At 50.6% G+C, this 19390-nt stretch carries 13 protein-coding genes; 8 read left to right on the top strand and 5 right to left on the bottom strand.

Going from position 1 to position 19390, the window contains the following annotated elements; translation table 11 throughout:
* Positions 1-338 precede the first annotated feature (338 nt).
* The 5 genes from frsA to DQM29_RS18830 all read left to right on the top strand — a co-directional run bounded on the left by frsA (position 339) and on the right by DQM29_RS18830 (position 5536).
* Entirely contained in the window at positions 339-1586 is a 1248-nt protein-coding gene (gene frsA, locus DQM29_RS11670) for an esterase FrsA (RefSeq protein ID WP_111740852.1), read from the top strand.
* 104 nt (positions 1587-1690) lie between these two features.
* Entirely contained in the window at positions 1691-2062 is a 372-nt protein-coding gene (gene crl / locus DQM29_RS11665) for a sigma factor-binding protein Crl (protein WP_111740851.1), read from the top strand.
* A gap of 177 nt (positions 2063-2239) precedes the next feature.
* A complete protein-coding gene (gene proB, locus DQM29_RS11660; RefSeq protein ID WP_111740850.1) occupies positions 2240-3343 on the top strand; it encodes a glutamate 5-kinase in 1104 nt (367 codons plus the stop codon).
* An 11-nt stretch (positions 3344-3354) separates the two neighbouring features.
* On the top strand, positions 3355-4605 hold the full coding sequence (gene proA / locus DQM29_RS11655) for a glutamate-5-semialdehyde dehydrogenase (protein ID WP_170126524.1): 1251 nt from the start codon (positions 3355-3357) through the stop codon (positions 4603-4605).
* A gap of 763 nt (positions 4606-5368) precedes the next feature.
* Positions 5369-5536: an IS1/IS1595 family N-terminal zinc-binding domain-containing protein gene (locus DQM29_RS18830; RefSeq protein ID WP_462927048.1), complete on the top strand. Its 168-nt coding sequence runs from the start codon at positions 5369-5371 to the stop codon at positions 5534-5536.
* 69 nt (positions 5537-5605) lie between these two features.
* On the opposite strand, the gene DQM29_RS11650 is transcribed toward DQM29_RS18830, so the two are convergent.
* The 5 genes from DQM29_RS11650 to DQM29_RS11630 all read right to left on the bottom strand — a co-directional run bounded on the left by DQM29_RS11650 (position 5606) and on the right by DQM29_RS11630 (position 9037).
* Positions 5606-5896: a hypothetical protein gene (locus tag DQM29_RS11650; protein ID WP_111740848.1), complete on the bottom strand. Its 291-nt coding sequence runs from the start codon at positions 5894-5896 to the stop codon at positions 5606-5608.
* Positions 5897-5976: 80 nt separating this feature from the next.
* Positions 5977-6609 carry a LysE family translocator gene (locus tag DQM29_RS11645; RefSeq protein WP_111740847.1) on the bottom strand — a complete coding sequence of 211 codons (633 nt, stop codon included), beginning with the start codon at positions 6607-6609 and terminating at the stop codon, positions 5977-5979.
* Positions 6610-6730: 121 nt separating this feature from the next.
* Positions 6731-7054: a YnfA family protein gene (locus tag DQM29_RS11640; protein WP_111740846.1), complete on the bottom strand. Its 324-nt coding sequence runs from the start codon at positions 7052-7054 to the stop codon at positions 6731-6733.
* Positions 7048-7572, bottom strand: a complete 525-nt coding sequence (locus DQM29_RS11635) for a methylated-DNA--[protein]-cysteine S-methyltransferase (RefSeq protein WP_111740845.1) — start codon at positions 7570-7572, stop codon at positions 7048-7050. Before DQM29_RS11635 ends, DQM29_RS11640 begins: the two co-directional genes overlap by 7 nt.
* Complete coding sequence (locus DQM29_RS11630; RefSeq protein ID WP_111740844.1) at positions 7559-9037, bottom strand: DNA-3-methyladenine glycosylase 2 family protein; 1479 nt, start codon at positions 9035-9037, stop codon at positions 7559-7561. The genes DQM29_RS11635 and DQM29_RS11630 overlap by 14 nt, the downstream gene beginning before the upstream one ends.
* Positions 9038-9577: 540 nt before the next feature.
* Here DQM29_RS11630 and brnQ point away from each other — a divergent pair.
* From brnQ to DQM29_RS18575, 3 genes are all read left to right on the top strand, one after another.
* The gene (gene brnQ / locus DQM29_RS11625) at positions 9578-10903 is read left to right on the top strand and encodes a branched-chain amino acid transport system II carrier protein (RefSeq protein WP_111742078.1); all 1326 of its coding nucleotides are present in this window, start codon (positions 9578-9580) and stop codon (positions 10901-10903) included.
* A 98-nt stretch (positions 10904-11001) separates the two neighbouring features.
* Positions 11002-12366 carry a proline-specific permease ProY gene (gene proY, locus DQM29_RS11620; RefSeq protein ID WP_111740843.1) on the top strand — a complete coding sequence of 455 codons (1365 nt, stop codon included), beginning with the start codon at positions 11002-11004 and terminating at the stop codon, positions 12364-12366.
* A 701-nt stretch (positions 12367-13067) separates the two neighbouring features.
* The gene (locus DQM29_RS18575; protein WP_111740842.1) at positions 13068-19082 is read left to right on the top strand and encodes an autotransporter outer membrane beta-barrel domain-containing protein; all 6015 of its coding nucleotides are present in this window, start codon (positions 13068-13070) and stop codon (positions 19080-19082) included.
* The last annotated feature ends 308 nt before the right edge of the window (positions 19083-19390 follow it).

Genomic DNA, 19390 nt, shown 5'->3' with positions numbered 1-19390 from the left:
TTATAAAATAAAATATTTTGTCATAAATATCATGCGGTTATTTTTATTTTTTCATTTTAATGAAAACGAAATTTTATTTGTTGTCTATTTTTAAAAATAGTCTTTTTGTATTAATAAATAACATTGTAGTCTCAGTAAATAAGATGTGTTAGTTAATCGATTCAATATTAGTTATCAGCGTTTTTAAATACTTTCTAATGTTGAGTGTTGTTCTATTTTTCCGCCTCAGAGGCCGAGAAAAATGGTCGTAGCCTTTCACTTCCCGCGCGTTATTTTATTGAGTATCATGGCCGCTGCCCTCACTCTTTCGCGTTAAAGCCGGAGGCGGTTGTCCATAGATGCCAAAGTCAAATCTGTCTGAAATACTGTTTAAACCTTCATTCAAACACCCTGAAACCTCGACGCTGGTCAGGCGCGTAGTGCAAACCAGTGGCAGCGTTCACTCCTCGCTGGACGGTGAAAGCCAGTCGAACTGGTATCGGATGATTAACAAAATTATTTGGGCGTGGCGAGGCGTCGATCCTATTGAGGTTGAAAACGTATTGGCGCGCATTGCTGCGTCAACAAATGAACGCACAAATGAAGCGCTGCTGGATACCGTTATTGGCTATCGGGGTGGCAACTGGATCTACGAGTGGGCAAAGGAAGGAATGGTGTGGCAAAAGGAGGCGCTTGACCTTGCCTGTAAAGATCCCGCCAAAGCGGGAGCCTACTGGCTAAAGGCGTGCAATTTTTACAGTATCGCCAGCTATCCACACTTGCGGGGAGATCCGCTGGCAGAGCAGGCAGAGCTTCTCGCTGACCGCGCCTATCGAGAAGCGGCCAACTACCTTCCCTATGAGCTGAAGTCGCTAGAGTTTCGAGTTGACGGTGGCACACTGACCGGATTTTTGCACCTGCCGGAGGGGGGAAAGGGGCCTTATCCGACAGTGTTGATGTGTGGCAGCTTGGATAATCTATTGAGTGATTACTCCCCACTGTTCCGGAACTATCTGGCGCCGAACGGCATTGCCATGCTGTGTGTTGACTTACCCTCACTGGGTTTTTCTTCCAAGTGGCCGCTAACAGAGGACACCAGCCTGCTGCACCGTCAGGTTCTGCATCAGCTTGGTAACGTTCCTTGGATAGACGACAGGCGCGTAGCGGCGCTGGGGGTTCGGTTCGGCGCGAACGTTGCCGTTCGTCTGGGCTATCTGGAATCCCATCGACTACAGGGCGTTGCCTGTATTGGGCCGATTGTTCACGATCTGTTCGTTAATGAAAGCAGTCAGGCCAGTACGCCAATGGTGTATCGCGACATTATTGCCAGCCGGTTGAAGCTGGATTCCACCACGGACAATATGCTGCAAAGCGAGCTGAGCCGCTATTCGCTGAAGGTTCAGGGGCTGCTTGGCCGCCGGAATCCTTTACCGATGTGTAGTGTCCATTTTGAAAAAGACGTGATTAGCCCGCTGACTGAATCCAAGTTGATTACCTCTTCTAGCGCGGAAGGCAAACTGATTACCGTTGGGGCGACGCCTTTATTGAGTAACCTCAAGGATGGACTGACACAATTGACAGGATGGATCCAAACAAAAATATGTTAATATAACGTTAATTCTCGATTCTTTTCGCACGAAGTTAATCAAGTTTGGTGCGGCTAGGATATGGGTAAGCGACAGATGACATACATATAAAATAGGGGCTATCCATGCTGTTATCGAACGGTCATTCAAGAAGTCGGCTTATGAAAGAGTTTGTTGGACTGGGACCCTACATCAGGGAGTCACAGTGTAAGGGGCATCGTTACTTTTTTGACTGTCTGGCAGTATGCGTAAGCAGCAAGCCTGCACCGGAAAAGCGAGAGTTTTGGGGCTGGTGGCTCGAATTAGACGCTGACGAACAGGGGTTTACCTATCACTATCAAATTGGCCTTTACGATAAAGCAGGAGACTGGCAGGCAAAAGCCATTAAAGATCCAGCCGTTCAGGCTGAAATTGACGACAACCTGCAGACGTTTCAGCGCCGCCTGAATGACTATCTCTCCTCTTTAAACCTGTCGCTGCGCGAGAGGGCTCGCTAGTTTTTATTGCTTCACGCGCGGTCTTTATCCGCGCGTGAGCAGATGCCCTTCCGCTGATTCTGCGGTAGCCAAGGATTTTTATCGATATTCGCTCTCTGCCTGTTGGCATAATGCGTGACACCTGCTAAAAAGGTCTTCTCTCTTTATTTCCTTGGTGTTAGTGACGGCAGAATAACTATGAATAACGGCCAAACTCTGGTTGTCAAACTGGGAACCAGTGTCTTAACGGGTGGCTCGCTGCGCCTGAATCGTGCGCATATCCTTGAGCTGGTTCGCCAGTGCGCGCAGCTCCATGCGTTGGGGCACCGCATTATTATTGTCACTTCCGGTGCGATTGCCGCCGGGAGAGAGCATCTGAACTATCCTGAACTTCCGGCAACGATCGCTTCAAAGCAGCTGCTGGCAGCAGTGGGGCAAAGCCGTCTTATTCAGCTGTGGGAACAGCTTTTCTCTCTTTACGGCATCCATATTGGCCAGATGCTGTTGACCCGCGCTGACCTCGAAGATCGCGAGCGCTTTCTGAACGCCCGCGACATGATGCAGGCGCTGCTGGATAACCGCATTATCCCTGTGATTAATGAAAACGACGCTGTAGCGACAGCGGAAATTAAAGTGGGCGATAACGACAACCTGTCAGCGCTGGCGGCGATCCTTGGTGAAGCCGATAAGCTATTGCTGCTGACTGACCAGCCGGGGTTGTTTACTGCCGATCCGCGCGCGAATCCTGATGCGGAGCTGATAAGAGAAGTACACAGCATTGATAGCGCCCTAAAGGCCATAGCTGGTGACAGCGTGTCAGGGCTGGGTACGGGGGGAATGGCGACCAAGCTTCAGGCCGCTGACGTAGCGGGAAGAGCGGGTATTGAAGTGGTTATTGCGGCGGGCAGCAGGCCAGGCGTTATTGTTGACGTGATCAATAGCGTTTCCGTCGGAACTCGGTTCCACGCTCAGGTGTCCCCGATGGAAAATCGCAAACGTTGGATCTTTGGCGCGCCTCCCGCCGGTGAAATCAGTATTGACGACGGTGCCGTGCAGGCAATTATGGAGCGCGGCAGCTCTTTACTGCCAAAAGGCATTCAGGACGTGAAGGGGAACTTTTCCCGCGGTGAAGTTATCCGCATTCGCGATAAGAACGGCCGCGATCTGGCACACGGCGTTGCTCGATACAACAGTGACGCACTACGAATGATTGCCGGTCGTCATTCCCAGCAGATTGACGAGATCTTGGGGTATGAGTACGGGGCAGTTGCCGTGCATCGCGACGACATGATAGTGAATTAGGAGGATCGCCAGTGTTAGAACAAATGGGTATTGCGGCTAAGAAAGCCTCCTGGCAGCTGGCGCTGCTAAGCTCGGCGAAAAAAAATCAGGCGCTGGCCGTTATTGCGGACACGCTGGAAGCCAGCAGTGACGTTATTTTGGCGGCGAATGAAAAAGATATCGCCAATGCCAAGCAGGGTGGCCTGAGCGATGCCATGATCGATCGTCTACTGCTGACGCCTTCACGGCTGGCTGGCATTGCCAACGACGTTCGCCATGTGTATCGCCTGACCGATCCCGTTGGGCACGTGATTGACGGTTCTATGCTCGACAGCGGGCTTAACCTTCAGCGCCGTCGCGTGCCGCTCGGCGTAGTTGGCGTGATTTACGAGTCTCGACCTAACGTAACCATCGATGTTGCGTCACTGTGCCTGAAAACCGGTAACGCGGTGATCCTGAGGGGCGGCAAAGAGACCGTAAACACCAATCAGGCAATGGTCGCAGTGATCCAGCTGGCGCTGAAGAAATGTGGGCTTCCCGCTGCGGCGGTGCAGTCTATTGATAGCCCCGATCGCGCGCTGATAGACGAACTGCTAAAACTCGATCGCTATGTCGATATGATCATTCCTCGCGGCGGAGCGGGGTTACACAAACTGTGTAAAGAGAACTCGACTATCCCCGTTATCATCGGCGGTATTGGTGTGTGCCATACCTTTGTCGACGAGACGGCAGACATCGAGAAGGCGCTAACGGTGATTGAAAATGCGAAAACTCAGCGCCCTAGCACCTGCAATACGCTGGAAACGTTGCTGGTGCAGCGTTCGATCGTTTCTTCGTTTATGCCAAGACTGAGTGAAAAAATGGCGGCCTCTGGCGTAACGCTACACGCCACGCCAGAGGCGCAGATGCACCTTACCGGTGAAGCCAACGTGGTGGCGCTTAACGATGAAGAACTGGACAGCGAATGGCTTTCCTTAGACCTGAACGTAGTGGTTGTTGAGGGGCTCGATGAGGCCATTGAACACATTCGTGAACACGGGAGCGCTCACTCTGATGCCATCCTGACCCGCTCGCTGCTGAATGCAGAGCGCTTTGTGAATGAGGTTGATTCTGCTGCTGTGTACGTTAATGCCAGTACGCGCTTTACCGATGGCGGGCAGTTTGGGCTGGGGGCTGAAGTGGCTGTTAGCACCCAGAAGCTCCACGCCCGAGGCCCTATGGGGCTGGAAGCGTTGACGACCTATAAGTGGATCGGTTACGGAGACGACTTGATTCGACGTTAAGTGCAATATGTAAAATTGACGGAATGGCGATCTATGGATCGCCATTTCTATGGCTAATCGAAAAAGCGTCGCTTTTCATAGCCTGAAGTTATATGCCTTTCTGCTATTAATTTTTTATTGTTATTATTAAATCTGTTGTCATGGATTTTTGTCATACTTGTAGGGTAGTTGTCTTTTATATGTATAATTACATTTACATTGTGTAAAATTTATAGGTAGTAATAAGTGTGAGAGTACTAATAATTTGGCTCTTTTTTATTTAAAAATTTCTTTTTATTTATCAAATTATTAATGCTCCTTGGCTGTGAACCTCAATACCTTATCCTTATCTTGTTATTAAACTCAAATCTCATCTCGAGATTTATTTTCTTTTTTTATTAATTGTTAGACTATTAGAATGTTACGTATTGTTTGATTGAAATATAATTCTATAATTAATTATTATATTAATTTTTAATTCTTTATGTGAGTGAAATAATGATCTGATAATTTTATTTCCCCTTTTTTTGTGACAGGATTAATGCACAGAGAAAGAGGCGTTTAATTGCATTTTAAAGTATTCAAATTTGTATTTATTTCATTTTTCATTTATTGGTTTTTCAATATAACTTATAACAGTATGAGTGTTTCTTATAGTCTCCTTGACGTTTTTCCTTAAAATGATTAGCGGGTAGCTTTTTATTTACAAGTGTCTAATAAGGGTGGGTGACTCTTTTTATCTTATTTCCTTTGGTTATCTAAGAAAAAGGTGGTTGGGTTTGTTATGAGTTATTTATTGAAAAAGAAAGAAAGACCTGCATGTCGTTACTGTGGGCGCGTGGAGTACGTTAGGCTGCACGGTAAGGCTAAATCAGGTATCGTTCGCTACCGCTGTCTGGCATGTAAAAGAAGCTTTCAGATTAAATATATCTATGAGGCCTACAAAGAGTAACCCTCAGCAGCGCTAACATATTTGCTGCACCGCAGAGGGGGCTTACCAGAGGCTAAGAGTGTGTAGGATTTAATAATTATCGTATCCCTTGGCCTTCATGCACTCACCTACTTTGTCAACCTGCTGCTTTTCCTGTACGAGGATATTGTTGATTGCTTCATCAGTGCCGCCACTGTCGATAGCGTCAAGGTGATAGCCGGAATTGGCTGACAGCCTGCTCTCTTCTTCACACTGGATCCTGTCGGCATTGACTGTTTCCGCAGCGGTGTTTTCTCTTGACCAGTTACCTACGCTGGGCGAGCTGCTGCAGCCAGCAAGCATAAAAAGGGAAAGCAGCGAGGCAGCAATAACTGTTTTCATAGTTACTCCGTTGATATCGTTGTTATTTAAAAGACAGCTTAAGCATAGACCATTTTTAACGCTCGATACGGTTAACTCTGCTATCGCCGCGCTTCAAACATCATTCTAACGGCAAGGCCTGCAAGCACACCGCCCATAATCCAGCGCTGAATGGGGATCCAAGCGGGGCGACCGGTTAAATATTTTGCGATGTAGGCAGCACTAATTGCGATGGCGGCGTTGATCGTAATGCTGAAAGCTATCTGTATTGCTCCTAAAATCAGCGACTGAGTCATTACGTTACCGTGGGCCGGTGTAATAAACTGTGGCAGCAAAGAAAGGTACATGATGGCGATTTGTGGATTCAGCAGGTTAGTGATAAAGCCCATCATAAACAGCTTTTTAGGGCTGTCTTTAGGCAATTCTCTCAGTTGAAATGGCGAAACGCCCCCAGGCTTGACGGCTCGCCAGGCCAAATACAGCAAATAAATAACGCCGCCCACGCGCAGTACATCATAGGCATAGGGTACAGCCAGCAGCAGCGTGGTGATCCCCGCCGCAGCGCAAAAGAGGTAAAAAAGAAAGCCCAGAGCAACGCCAATCAGTGAGATTAACCCCGCCGCTCGCCCCTGTGACAGGGAGCGAGAGATAAGGTAAATCATATTGGGACCGGGGGTCAGCGCCATACCGAGGGACAGCAGTGAGAAAGCGATAATCTGCGATAAATCCGGCATGGGCGATCCTTAATAGAGAGACATTATTGAAGGTACGACAATGCTTTCTGTTATAGCGGATCCTTTTTTCCTTTTGTGATGTCGCTATCACAAAGTTGACGCGGACGGGCATAAAAGAGTGTCAGGATCGCCACCCCGCAATAATGATAAGCGCGCCGCATGCAACGACAATTGCTCCTAGCCAGTCATAGGTAGAAAGCCTAATTCCGTCGACCCAGCGCAGCCACACTAACGCAGTAGCGACGTAGATCCCTCCATAGGCTGCATAAACCCGCCCGCTGGCGGCAGGATGTAGGCTCAGCAACCAGACAAACAGAGCCAGGCTGCCTGCTGCCGGTAGCAGCACCCAGGGAGCCGCACTTTTTCTCAGCCAAAGCCAGGGTAAAAAGCAGCCGACAATTTCCGCCAGCGCCGTGGCGATAAACAGCAGGAGCGTTTTTACCATGATGCGTTGCCGAAGGCCTTTTCGAAATTCAGCAGTTTTTCCTTCACCGCGATCCCACCTTCATAGCCCGTCAGTGAGCCGTCAGAACCAATAACCCGATGGCAGGGGACGATAAGGCTAATGGGGTTGGTGCCGTTGGCTCTGCCAACAGCTCGCACGGCTTTGGGGTTACCAATGCGTTCCGCCAGTGTGCGGTAGGTAATGGTTTCCCCTAGTGGAATGTCGCACAGTTCCTGCCAGACGCGCATTTGAAAAGGCGTACCGTTGAGGGCAATGGGCAGAGAAAACTGACGGCGCTCACCCCGCTGGTATTGATGGATTTGCTCGGCAACAAAGGCGACGCGCTCGTCGCTGCGTTCGATGCCGTGCTGCTGGGCATAGCCTTTATCGTGTTCTAGGTGAAACGAGAGTCGAACCAGTCGGTTTTTGTCGTCAATCCACGCGATAAGCGAGCCAAACTGGCTGTCGATTAGGCCGTAGGCAACGGCGCTGCGCAAGGGTTTATTACTCTGTTGCATGAGGTTTCCTCAGTGTTTCCCACAGGTGGGTGGTTGCCTGGGTTCTAAATGGCGTAAAGGCAAGCATCAACTGCTCTGACTGCGCGGCATTAGGACGAGATTCTAGTGAATAAAAGTGTTCCAGCGCAGTCGCTAAGCCGCTATCGCCAATGGGGGCGCTGTCGGCAAAGCCCAGCCCGCGGATGAGCGTATAGCGGGCTGTCCAAGGGCCGACGCCTTTCAAGCGGCAGAGCGCCTGTTCTGCGGCAACTGCTGAACCGTTCGCTAGCGCATCAAGATCGAGCGAGCCGTCAACGATGGCCTTTGCGGCGCCGATCAGGTAGTTAGCTTTGGCGCGAGAGAAGCGGATACCGGTCAGGTCTTCGGGAGTAAGGGCTGCGATGTCTTCTGGGCGTGGGTGAGCCCAAAGCCCCGGAATATTACTCTCAGCTCCAGCAAGTTCGATCAGGGCGTGACGCAGTGCAGCTGCAAAGGTCAGGTTTATCTGTTGCCCAATGATGGCCCATGTCAGTGCTTCAAACGGCGTTGCCGTCAGCGGTACGTACAGAACTGGCGTTGAGTCAGTGAGTCGCTTTAACGTTGGGTTCTGCTGGGCTGCGGCATAAAGTCCCTGAGTGTCAGTATGAAGACCCAATAGTCTAATAACCTGACGGTAAATATCTACACCGGGGCTGATAGACGCTGCTTTGTCTTCTTGTTTTATGGTCCACTGACAATAAGCCTGTCTGTTGTCCAACTGCACTTCTATGACGACTGGGCGATCCCCCAGCCACAGGGCGCGGGTAAATACGCCGTTTTCGAAGCGCTCGGCTAGGCCGCTTTTATCTCGCAGGTGATAGCGCCAGATGCCCTCTGGAGAGTAGTTTTCCGGTAATTTTATTGTAAAGCTGTCCGCCTGACGCAGCGTGCGGTAGGCGCCGGGCGTCATGGACATATGGGCGGAAAACTGCCGATGAAAGCTGGCCTCACTGGCAAAGCCCGCGCTTAGCCCTACATCGAGCACGCTGTTTGAGGTATTTAACAGAGCGTGGCTTGCAGCCTGTAGGCGCACTTTGACGATCAGATCGGCAGGGGATAGGTGGGCGTGGCGGCGAACCAGCTCGTTAAGCTTGGTAGTGCTGACGCCGCACAGTTTGGCGAGGGAAGCGACGCTTTTTACCTGCACTGGCGAGGCACGAAGACGTTCAAGAGTGGCGTTAAACAGGCTAACTTCTGTATCTTCCCCGCGATAGAACAGATCGGGGCGGCAGCGTTTACAGATGCGAAAGCCCGCCTCTACGGCCTCTTGCTCTGTGGCGAGAAAGCGAATGTTTTTTAACAGTGGCTTTCTCGCTGGGCAAGAGGGCAGGCAGTAGATGCCGGTCGACAGCACGCAGGTGAGAAATTTTCCGTTGTAGTCACGGTCGTGCCTCAGGATGGCCTGATACATGAATTCGTTACTCCAGCGTAGCCGTGTCGGCTTCATGATTACCCTCGCGCGTTGTTGACGTTCGCACACTGTTTTTTTCCTTATGGTATCTGCTTTTAGGCGTGAAACATAACTAATGGCAGAAGAAATAATGTTATAGAAAGTGTGGCAACATCACGGCACAAAATCCTCTCATTCATACCGTTAGATATTTATTTTGCCGATCTGGCTTCGAAAAACGACGCTTGCTTACCTGTCGATATTTTTTAGTCAGCGAGTTGATTAAAATTCCATCGCATCGCTCGATGATTATTGGTCGTTTATGCTGTAATGTGTTGCTTTATGACCTGTATTTGAATTTTCTTTAGATAATTATTCTATGATGACCGCTAAGGGCTGTTTTTTAACACTGTTATTGTGTTTACTTAGCGCGTCCCGAATGGCGCGGAGGTGAAAAACCACGCGTTGAATGCCTTCTTTCTCGGCTTTAACACTGAAATTTTTCCAATAACAGGTTTTGATGGTAGTTGGAAAAATGTCTCAGATGTTGGGTCGGCGGCGTACCGGAAAAAAATTCATTTTTTACCCAATTTTTTTATTATGAAACAGCTAAATTCAAGAGATATTATCGCTCTGGGCTTTATGACCTTTGCCCTGTTTGTTGGTGCGGGAAACATTATTTTTCCACCTATGGTTGGTTTGCAGTCAGGGGAAAACGTGTGGATTGCCTCCTTTGGCTTTCTGTTAACCGCTGTTGGGCTTCCCGTTATTACAGTCATTGCGCTGGCGCGCGTCGGCGGTGGGGTGGAAGCGTTAAGTACACCTATCGGGCAAAAAGCCGGTCTGCTTTTAGCGACGGTGTGCTATTTGTCTGTCGGGCCGCTGTTCGCCACGCCGAGAACCACTACCGTTTCCTTTGAGCTGGGTATTGCTCCGCTGCTGACGGACAAAGAAAGTCCGCTGCCTCTGCTTATATATAGCCTGGTCTATTTTGCTTTAGTGATCCTGGTGTCTCTATACCCGGGCAAGCTTTTGGATTCTGTTGGGCGCTTTTTGGCGCCTCTAAAGATCGTATCGCTGGCTATTCTGGGTATTGCCGCTTTGATTTGGCCTGCTGGGCACACTCTTCCTGCGTTAGAGGTTTATCAAAACATTCCCTTCTCGAAAGGCTTTGTTGAAGGCTACCTTACTATGGATACCCTTGGGGCGCTGGTGTTCGGTATTATTATCGTAAATGCCGCGCGTTCGCGCGGTGTGTCTAGTTCGATGCTGTTGACCCGCTATACCATTATTGCGGGCATTATCGCCGGAATTGGGCTGACGCTGGTTTACCTTAGCCTGTTCAATCTGGGGTCAAACAGCGGCTCGCTGGTGCCTGACGCCACCACCGGTGCGGAAGTGCTGCATGCCTACATACAGTACACGTTTGGCAACTACGGCAGCCTGTTCTTAGCCGTGTTGATTTTTGTCGCCTGCATGGTGACGGCCATTGGCTTGACCTGTGCCTGTGCAGAGTTTTTCTCTAAGCTGCTGCCGCTCTCCTATCGGTCTTTGGTCTTTATTCTGGCGATTTTCTCTATGGTGGTGTCCAACATGGGCCTTAGCCACCTGATTAAATTCTCCATTCCTGTCATGACAATCATCTATCCTCCCTGTATTGCGCTAGTGCTGCTAAGCTTTATCGGCAAACTGTGGAGATGTGAAAGTCGTGTTATGATCCCGGTAATGCTGGTAACATCGCTGGTCGGCGTTTTGGACGCTGTAAAGGGCTCTTCTTTGGTCTATCTGCTGCCTGCATGGATTGAACATCTGCCCGGCGCTAATCAGGGGTTGGCGTGGCTGTTGCCGATGCTAGTGACACTGGTGATTGCGGGTATTCTTGATCGACTGATTGCGGTGCCAAAGAAAGCGTCTGACGCTTAAACGATCTAGGTTGGACTACCGGGCAAAACGACCCGGAGTATAAAAACGCCGCGGCCACGTCTGCGGCGTAATAATGATAAGAGAAGAGTAAACATAGCATGGAAAAACAGACCAATAAGCTTAAACGGGGGCTTACCGCTCGCCATATTCGTTTTATGGCGCTGGGTTCTGCCATCGGAACGGGCCTGTTCTACGGCTCGGCAAGCGCCATCAAGATGGCAGGGCCTAGTGTCCTGCTGGCCTATCTTATAGGCGGCATTTTTGCGTTTATCATCATGCGCGCGCTGGGGGAGATGTCCGTTCACAACCCTCAGGCGGGGTCGTTCTCCCGCTACGCGCAAGACTATCTGGGGCCGCTATCCGGTTACCTGACAGGCTGGATGTACTGCTTTGAAATCCTGATCGTCGCCATTGCCGACGTGACAGCGTTCGGCCTGTACATGAGCTTTTGGTTTCCGACGGTGCAGCTGTGGGTCTGGTGCCTGAGCGTGGTGTTAATTATCGGTGCGATTAACCTGGTGCACGTCAAGGTGTTCGGCGAGTTTGAGTTCTGGCTGGCCTTTATCAAAGTTGCGACCATCATCATCATGATTTTGGCCGGGCTGGGCATTATTATCTGGGGCTTTGGCAATCAGGGGCAGCCGACGGGAATACACAACCTGTGGACGAACGGCGGCTTCTTTGCTCACGGCGTGATGGGGATGATCCTTTCTCTGCAGATGGTGATGTTCTCCTACGGCGGCATTGAGATTATCGGTATCACCGCCGGTGAAGCCGAAGATCCGCGCAAAACCATTCCCAAAGCGATTAACTCAGTACCGTTCCGTATTCTAATTTTTTACGTCGGTACGCTGTTTGTCATTATGTCGATTTTCCCGTGGGATCAAGTAGGGACGCACGGCAGCCCGTTTGTTCTGACCTTTGAAAATTTAGGCATCACTGCGGCGGCGGGTATTTTGAACTTTGTGGTTATCACCGCATCGCTTTCCGCTATTAACAGCGACGTATTTGGCGTTGGCCGTATGCTATTTGGGCTTGCCGAGCAGGGGCACGCGCCGAAGGTGTTTACTAAAGTGAACAAGCGCGGCGTGCCGTGGGTGACGGTTATCGTCATGATGATCGGCCTGCTGGTGGCAGCCTATCTGAACTATATTATTCCTGAAGACGTCTTCGTTGTGATTGCCTCACTGGCGACGTTTGCGACCGTCTGGGTGTGGATTATGATTCTGCTGGCACAGATTGGCTTTCGTAGAAAGCTGACGCCGGAACAGGTAGCCAGTCTGGAGTTCCCTCTACGCGGCGGAACCACTACGTCAGTCGTGGCATTAGTCTTTTTGGTCGGGATTATCGTGCTTATCGGCTACTTCCCAACGACGCGGGTCTCTCTATACGTAGGCTTGGCCTGGGTTGCTTTCATGGTGCTGGCCTACTATGTGAACAGGGCGATACGGGGCAGTAAGTAGCCAGAGCGTTCAGCCATAAATATTTAGGGATTATCGGGCCGGTCAATGTAGGTTGACTGGCCCGACTTGTTTAATGCCGCTGTATTAACGTGATGTTCAATATGTAAAAGATAGGTAGTGAATCATTGGTATTAAATCAGCATATCTTTTTCCTTCCTTTTCAATAGCGCCTATTTCTATTCATTAATTTTATTTTTTATTTTTTGATATTTATTATTGTTTTATTTTTTAATTATAGAGTGTGTGATATTTACACTTTAATGCGCCTATTTCTTGGATTTTTTTATTAAAGAAATTAAATCTACGATCTTAACGATCGAGGTTTTATTGCGTAATATAGATGCATTCCAGCTTATTCTTATCACAAGTAGGCTTTTTATCCTCGCTGTGACGTGAATAAGCAATGGATATCAACAGATTATCTTATTAATCAGTGAAAGGGTTTTGCTGTTCGCCATTTAAAATATAAGGGACGAGGTTACTTAAAGAATTAATAAAGTATACCGTAACGATGTGCGAAAAAATGTTGGAATGCTAAAAGAGCAAAAAGAGAATGTTTTTTGCTCATTAATTCTATTCGCCTATTCAAAATCCCCGATAGAAATCGGTCGGTATTTTTATTACTCCTCTAAGCATTTTCTCTACGGTTATTCATGCCCTACAGCTCCCTGCTGTTTTACCAATAATGAGAAATAAAACATATGAATAGAAGCTATAACATTGTCTGGAATGCCGCCCGGAATATGTACGTCGTTGCCTCCGAGCTGGCTCGCGGTGACAGCCGGATTCAGGGCCGCGTGAGGGCCGCTGCCGTTGGCCTGCTGTTATCAGGCATTGGCTACGCTAACGCCGCTGAGGTCGGGCCGCAAAGCGGCGCCAGTATTTCACTGCAAGATGGCGATACGGTGACTGTAACGACAGGGGGAATCGGAGTAGACAGCACTGTGGCTGGCGGGAGCGGCCTACAGATAGACGGAAAAGCAGTCATTAATGTGAGTGGAGGGGCCAGCTCCACCGGTATTAAGCTCGATAACGGCGTCAACAACGATCTGGGCATTGATACCGAAATTCACGTCGCTGGCACAGGATTTGGTCTCTATCTTGGTAGAAATAACATAGGAACGAGCGTCAGTGCAGAAGGGCTGTTAATTGATGTCGTCAGCGATGGTAACGCATACGGGATTTTCAGCGGTGTGAAGCAGGGGGCTTTGTCTTTGGGAAAGGGAAGCTCTATTACGGTTAAGTCAAGCTCGAGCTTTGCCAACGGCATTTATTTAGACGGTAGCAATAGCAGTGGTAGCCTTACTCTTGATGCGGGGCTTATTCGTGCTGAAGCCGCTGGGCAGGCTACTGGGCTTAATGCTGAATTCGCTAAGGATATGACGATTGATCTAGGAAAACAGACCCGTATTGAAGTGGAAAGCATGGCCAGCGCTTCTACGGCAGGCATTACGCTAGGTCAGAGAAGCCAGCTCACTGCTGACGAAATGAATATCGCCATTGCCGGGGCTGGCGGATCGTATGGAATAAAGATAGGTCAGAGTAGCCAGGCCGATTTTGGCGAGGGAAGCTCAATTAGAATATCTGGCGGCACCAATGGCTCCACGGGTGTTTATCTGCAATCGACTGATTCATCTTTTACCGCAAGCGGCCTGACGTTGGAGATGTTAACCGGCTCTGCAGGTAAAAGCATAACCGGGTACGGCGTTCAGGTTTACGGCGAAGGCGCCAGTGCCGACTTGGGCAGTGGCAGTACTATTTCAATGCACGGCTATACCTCTGGCGGCGGTGTTGTTGTGACGGGATGGGGCGCTGGGTATAAGCCGAATTCTTTTACGGCCGATCGCTTGACAATAGACGTAGACGGCGAGTGGACATACGGGATTCAGATCGACGGCGGAACCGTGGATCTCGGCACCGGGAGTAGCGTAAGCGCCACGGGTACGGCGGATACAATCTGGGTGACCGATGGTGAACTGACCGCAGAAGCGCTGACGGTTAAAACACAGAACTCGACAGGCATTACTGTTCTACGTGGAAATTCAACGATAGGTGCAGGCAGCGTTGTTGATGGCAGAGAGGTTGGAGATTCTGGGCGTACTAACGGTATTGCTGTTTCCTACAAAGGGTTTGGCAGTGACGTGACGTCGCTTAATTTCCACGGTACTGAACAAAATCGAAATACTATCTATGCAGTGAGCGGCTTTGGCGCTACTGCCCAGTATCCCGGGCACACGCTGAATATTTCCAATACCGATATCATCATGACCGGAAGCGGCGCTCAGGGCTTATGGGCTATGGGTGACGGCAATCCTAACGGTGGTGTGATTAATGCAGAAAATGTGACGATTGATACGAGCCAAGTTACTCAGGGATTCAGTGTGTTAGTTATGTATGGTGGTATTGTTAACCTGAAGGGAAATACTACCATTCTGGCTGATGCTGCCGGTGCGGCTATTCTCAATCCTTATTTATCGGCCAGTGGTGGAGGATTTTATCGCGGTGGGGTTATTACCGGAGAAGGGGTAATGAACATCACTGGCGATGTTCTCAATCAGGGATATGGAACGATTGATCTCGCTATGGATGCGGGATCCCATTTTAAGGGCGCAACCTATGTAGAGGACTGGTTCAACGGTGGCTCTGTCCTAAATCTCAGCTTGGCAGATCGGGCACAGTGGAATATCACCGCAGACGCCATCACCGATTCAAGTCTAACCACCCTGACTAACTCGGGTAAAGTCGTTTTTGACTACAACGCAGACAGCGGCGCTTATAGTACGCTAAATGCTAAAACGGTAATCTTTGGGGAAACCAGCGAGCTAGATGTCGATCTTAGCGCGATGTCTCAGAGTAGTGATGCTGGAAAGCCGCTGATGACGGGGACGGACATTGCGCTAAACGGCGTGCTGCATATCAGTAATATCAGCGATGCATTCGGCCTGAATGCGCTGACTTCTGACGCAGACCTACAGCAGATGCAGCTCACGCTGATTGATGCCGATAATCCTCTTGTCGGCAACTTTACCAGCCTGTCGACAGATCCACTTACCGTACCGGACTATCTGGCGTTTACTGGTGGGATCAGCAAGGATGACAACACGAAATATCTGATAGGTAACGGCCTGCGCTGGTATGCAGCAAGCTTATTGTCAGATGCCGTAACGCCGGCTCACGGCACCTTTACGCTAGATGAAAATAAAACCTTTGAGGTTACTACTGCTCTGGTAGACGTAGCGCCAGAACCGGCGACCGACTGGGACGGCAAAACGCTGACTAAAGAGGGTGATGGCACACTGATCCTGTCAGCCACCAATACCTATAGCGGTGGTACGGTGATTAATGGCGGTACTCTAGAGGCCGAGCATACTCGCTCACTGGGTTCAGGTGACGTGGAGAATAATGCGACCCTGAAGCTGGGAGAAGGACAGCTTGACGCGAACCTGAGCGGTACGGGAGAGTTGGTGAAAACGGGCAGCACCGATCTGACGTTGGCAGATGCGGCTAACAGTTACAGCGGCGGCACCTCTATCGAAGAGGGGAAACTCATTGCCGATAACGCCGGAGCGCTGGGTAGCGGAGACGTGGCGAACGAAGGAACGCTACAGCTGAGTCAGGGTGAACTGGCGGGCATACTGAGCGGTACCGGAAATCTGGTAAAAACCGGCAGCGGTGTGCTGACTCTGAATGACGATAATACTTACAGCGGCGGCACGACCATTGAAAGCGGTATGCTGTCTGCCAATAACGCCAGCGCGCTGGGGACGGGCAACATTGCCAACAAGGGCACGCTGAGCCTGAATGAAGGCACGCTGAGCTCCGCTGTCAGCGGCACTGGCAGCGTGGAGAAAACTGGCGACGGTGAGCTAACGCTAAGCGGCAGCAACGACTATAGCGGAGGAACAACCATTGCTAGCGGTACTTTGACGGCTACGCACCTCAAGGCGCTGGGTACTGGCGATGTGGACAACTCGGGCATCCTAGTGTTGGACGCAGACGGGCAATTTACTCTGGCAAACGTGACGACTCATGATGGGGCGGTTACTTCGCTGGCGGCGGGCGTTACGCTGGACGCAACATCGCTGACCCAGAAGAGCGGAAGCACCCTTGATATTGAGCTCGGCGACCCAGCTACAAGCCCAATAATTACTGCAGACAGCGTAACCCTTGGCGGCGGCCTTAACATCAGCGGGTTTGGCAATATCGAAGATAGGTTTGAACGTTCACCCTATAGCTTCACGCTGATTGACTCTGATAGCGACATCGCTGGTGATTTTGACAGCCTGACTGTGGCTGGAATGTACGCGCAGCAGGTAGATTTCATAACTATCAGTGGGCGTATTAAGGAAACCGACAAGACACAGTATGAACTGCGTGCGGGGCTGAGCTGGTATGCAGGCAGCTATGCCTCCATGACGCCAGCACACGGCACCTTTACTCTGACAGAGGCCAGCCAGAGCTTTACCCTGAATACTTCTCTGGTGGACGTCGCGCCGGAAGCCGCTACCGGATGGAACGGTAAAACGTTGACCAAGGAAGGGGACGGCACGCTGGTTTTGGCCGCAGATAATACTTACAGCGGCGGTACCGTAATAAATGGTGGGACGCTGGTGGCTGAAAGAGCGGCGTCTTTGGGGAGCGGTAACGTTGAAAACAGCGCGACGCTTAAGATTGGAGAGGGGACGCTGAGCAGTACTGTTAGCGGCAGCGGTATGCTGGTGAAAATAGGAGAAGGTGAACTGACGCTCTCTGATAGCAATAGCTACAGTGGCGGCACCGTGATTACCGAAGGTACGCTGATTGGGCACAATGCTAGCGCTCTGGGCAGCGGTAACGTGGAGAGCAACGCCACGCTGAAGCTGAGTGAGGGCTCGTTAAGCAACACAGTCAGCGGCAGCGGTATGCTGGTGAAAATAGGAGAGGGTGCGCTGACGCTCTCTGACAGCAATACCTACAGCGGCGGCACAGTGATTACCGAAGGTACGCTGATTGGGCACAATGCCAGCGCGCTAGGCAGCGGTAACGTGGAGAACAACGCCACGCTGAAGCTGAGTGAGGGCTCGTTAAGCAGCATTGTCAGCGGCAGCGGTAGCTTAGTGAAAATCGATGAAGGGACTCTTACGCTAAGCAACAATAACACCTACAGCGGCACGACCGACGTGCAGAACGGAGCTCTGTGGCTGACGGGCTCCGGTATCATTGGTGCAAGTGGCAGCCAGCAGGCTGTGAACGTAGCGAGCTCAGCGGTATTGGGGGGTAGCGGTGTCGTTAACGGTCGCGTAAATATTAGCGACCAAGGGCTACTGAGCGTCGACGGATTATTTACCGTCAACGGCAGCGTGACGAATGCGGGAAATATCGCGAGCAGCAACAGTACACCGGGAAGCAAACTTCAGATTAACGGTGACTATATAGGCAGTGGCGGTACGCTAACGTTGAATTCACAGTTAGGGGATGACAGCTCGCCAACGGATAAGCTGATTGTCACCGGAAACACCTCTGGCAGCACGACGCTGATGGTCAATAACGTCGGTGGCCAGGGAGCGCTAACTGATAGAGGCATTGAGGTAGTAAGCGTCGGCGGCAGTTCAGACGGTGCGTTTACTCAAGGTAATCGTCTACAAATTGGGCTATATGAGTACCGGCTGTACAAGGACAGCGGCAACTGGTACTTGCGTTCAATATCCAAGACGCCAGATGAGCCTGTAGACCCCGTAGATCCTGTTGATCCAGTCGACCCCGTTGATCCTGTCGATCCCGTTGGCCCTGTCACGCCACAGTACCGTCCAGACATTGGCGTATTTGTTAGCAATCAGTCAATGATGAAAAACCTGCAAATGCAGACGCTGTTTGACCGTGAAGGGAGTCAGTACCGCTCTGAGAACGACAGCCTTTGGCTGCGGTTTAAAGCCGGGCAGGCAGACTCTACGGCGGCGAGTGGTAATGTCGATATCGATAATCACTATACTCAGGTTCAACTGGGCGGCGATATCGCCGTGTGGAACAGCGGCACGCAAAGCCTGAAGGTCGGCGTAATGGGCAGCTATGTTGAAGCGGATACCGACAGTACTGGCAACCGCGGTGCAGACGGTAGCCAGTTCTCTGCGTCCGGCAGCGCAGACGGCTACAATCTGGGTGTCTACGCGACCTGGTTTGCTGACGCTCAAACTCACCAAGGCCTGTATGTCGACAGCTGGTATCAGTACGGTATCTATGACAATACGGTGAATAATGATGACTTGGGGTCGGAGAGCTACGACTCAACGGCAAATGCCGTGTCGCTGGAAACCGGCTATCGCCACGATATCGTTATCGCTGAAGGCAGAACGCTGAGCCTTATCCCTCAGGCGCAGGTTGTGTGGCAGGACTACAGGGCCGATGCGGTAGAGGTTAACGGCGTTCGGGTTGACGGCCAGAATGGCGATGCCTGGAGCAGTCGTCTAGGCCTGCGGATGGCGGGTAAGCTGGATAAAGATCGCAATGTTATCCAACCGTTTGTGGAAGCCAACTGGCTGCACGGTGCAGACGATGTCTCTGTTGCGTTTGACGGCGCGAAGGTGAAGCAGGATCTTCCCGCTGACAGAGCCGAGCTGAAGGCAGGTATTCAGGCCAATCTGGGCGAACAGCTGAGCATAACCGCACAGGGAACCGGTCAGAAGGGTAGCCACGGCTACGGTGATGCGAGCTTTAGTCTGAACGTGCGCTATAGCTGGTAGTGGGACTCGCACCTTAAAGCAGGTGTGTAGGAAATAAAACCCCAGGGGTAAGGTTGACCCTGGGGCTTTTGTGTCTTTATACCCGATAAGCGATAAGATTCAACAGCAGGACAGGGAGGCATGAACGTCTGAGTAAGGCAGAATGAAGTGGCTTACCATGAAAAGCAGGGTGTGTTTTTATTTATGTTTGCTTATTTTTAGTCAACGTGGATAGAGAGTGAAATAGCGTCGCGATTTATTTTTAAATGAGTTTTAGACTGGTGAGAGAGCATAAAAAAGAGCCGCGATGCGGCTCTTTTTTGCTTACG

Origin of the sequence: Leminorella richardii, from assembly GCF_900478135.1 — a bacterium.
Classification (GTDB): Bacteria; Pseudomonadota; Gammaproteobacteria; order Enterobacterales; family Enterobacteriaceae; genus Leminorella; species Leminorella richardii.
Note: the sequence above shows the minus strand (reverse complement) of the source record. Positions and strands in the feature narration are given on the sequence as shown.

Bases quoted from the DNA above. Each gene is read 5' to 3' on its own strand.
- DQM29_RS11640 (WP_111740846.1), bottom strand. From the start codon at position 7,054: ATGGTAAAAACGCTCCTGCTGTTTATCGCCACGGCGCTGGCGGAAATT.
- DQM29_RS18830 (WP_462927048.1), top strand. From the start codon at position 5,369: ATGAGTTATTTATTGAAAAAGAAAGAAAGACCTGCATGTCGTTACTGT.
- proB (WP_111740850.1), top strand. From the start codon at position 2,240: ATGAATAACGGCCAAACTCTGGTTGTCAAACTGGGAACCAGTGTCTTA.
- proY (WP_111740843.1), top strand. From the start codon at position 11,002: ATGGAAAAACAGACCAATAAGCTTAAACGGGGGCTTACCGCTCGCCAT.
- frsA (WP_111740852.1), top strand. From the start codon at position 339: ATGCCAAAGTCAAATCTGTCTGAAATACTGTTTAAACCTTCATTCAAA.
- DQM29_RS11630 (WP_111740844.1), bottom strand. From the start codon at position 9,037: ATGAAGCCGACACGGCTACGCTGGAGTAACGAATTCATGTATCAGGCC.
- crl (WP_111740851.1), top strand. From the start codon at position 1,691: ATGCTGTTATCGAACGGTCATTCAAGAAGTCGGCTTATGAAAGAGTTT.
- DQM29_RS18575 (WP_111740842.1), top strand. From the start codon at position 13,068: ATGAATAGAAGCTATAACATTGTCTGGAATGCCGCCCGGAATATGTAC.
- DQM29_RS11650 (WP_111740848.1), bottom strand. From the start codon at position 5,896: ATGAAAACAGTTATTGCTGCCTCGCTGCTTTCCCTTTTTATGCTTGCT.
- DQM29_RS11635 (WP_111740845.1), bottom strand. From the start codon at position 7,572: ATGCAACAGAGTAATAAACCCTTGCGCAGCGCCGTTGCCTACGGCCTA.
- DQM29_RS11645 (WP_111740847.1), bottom strand. From the start codon at position 6,609: ATGCCGGATTTATCGCAGATTATCGCTTTCTCACTGCTGTCCCTCGGT.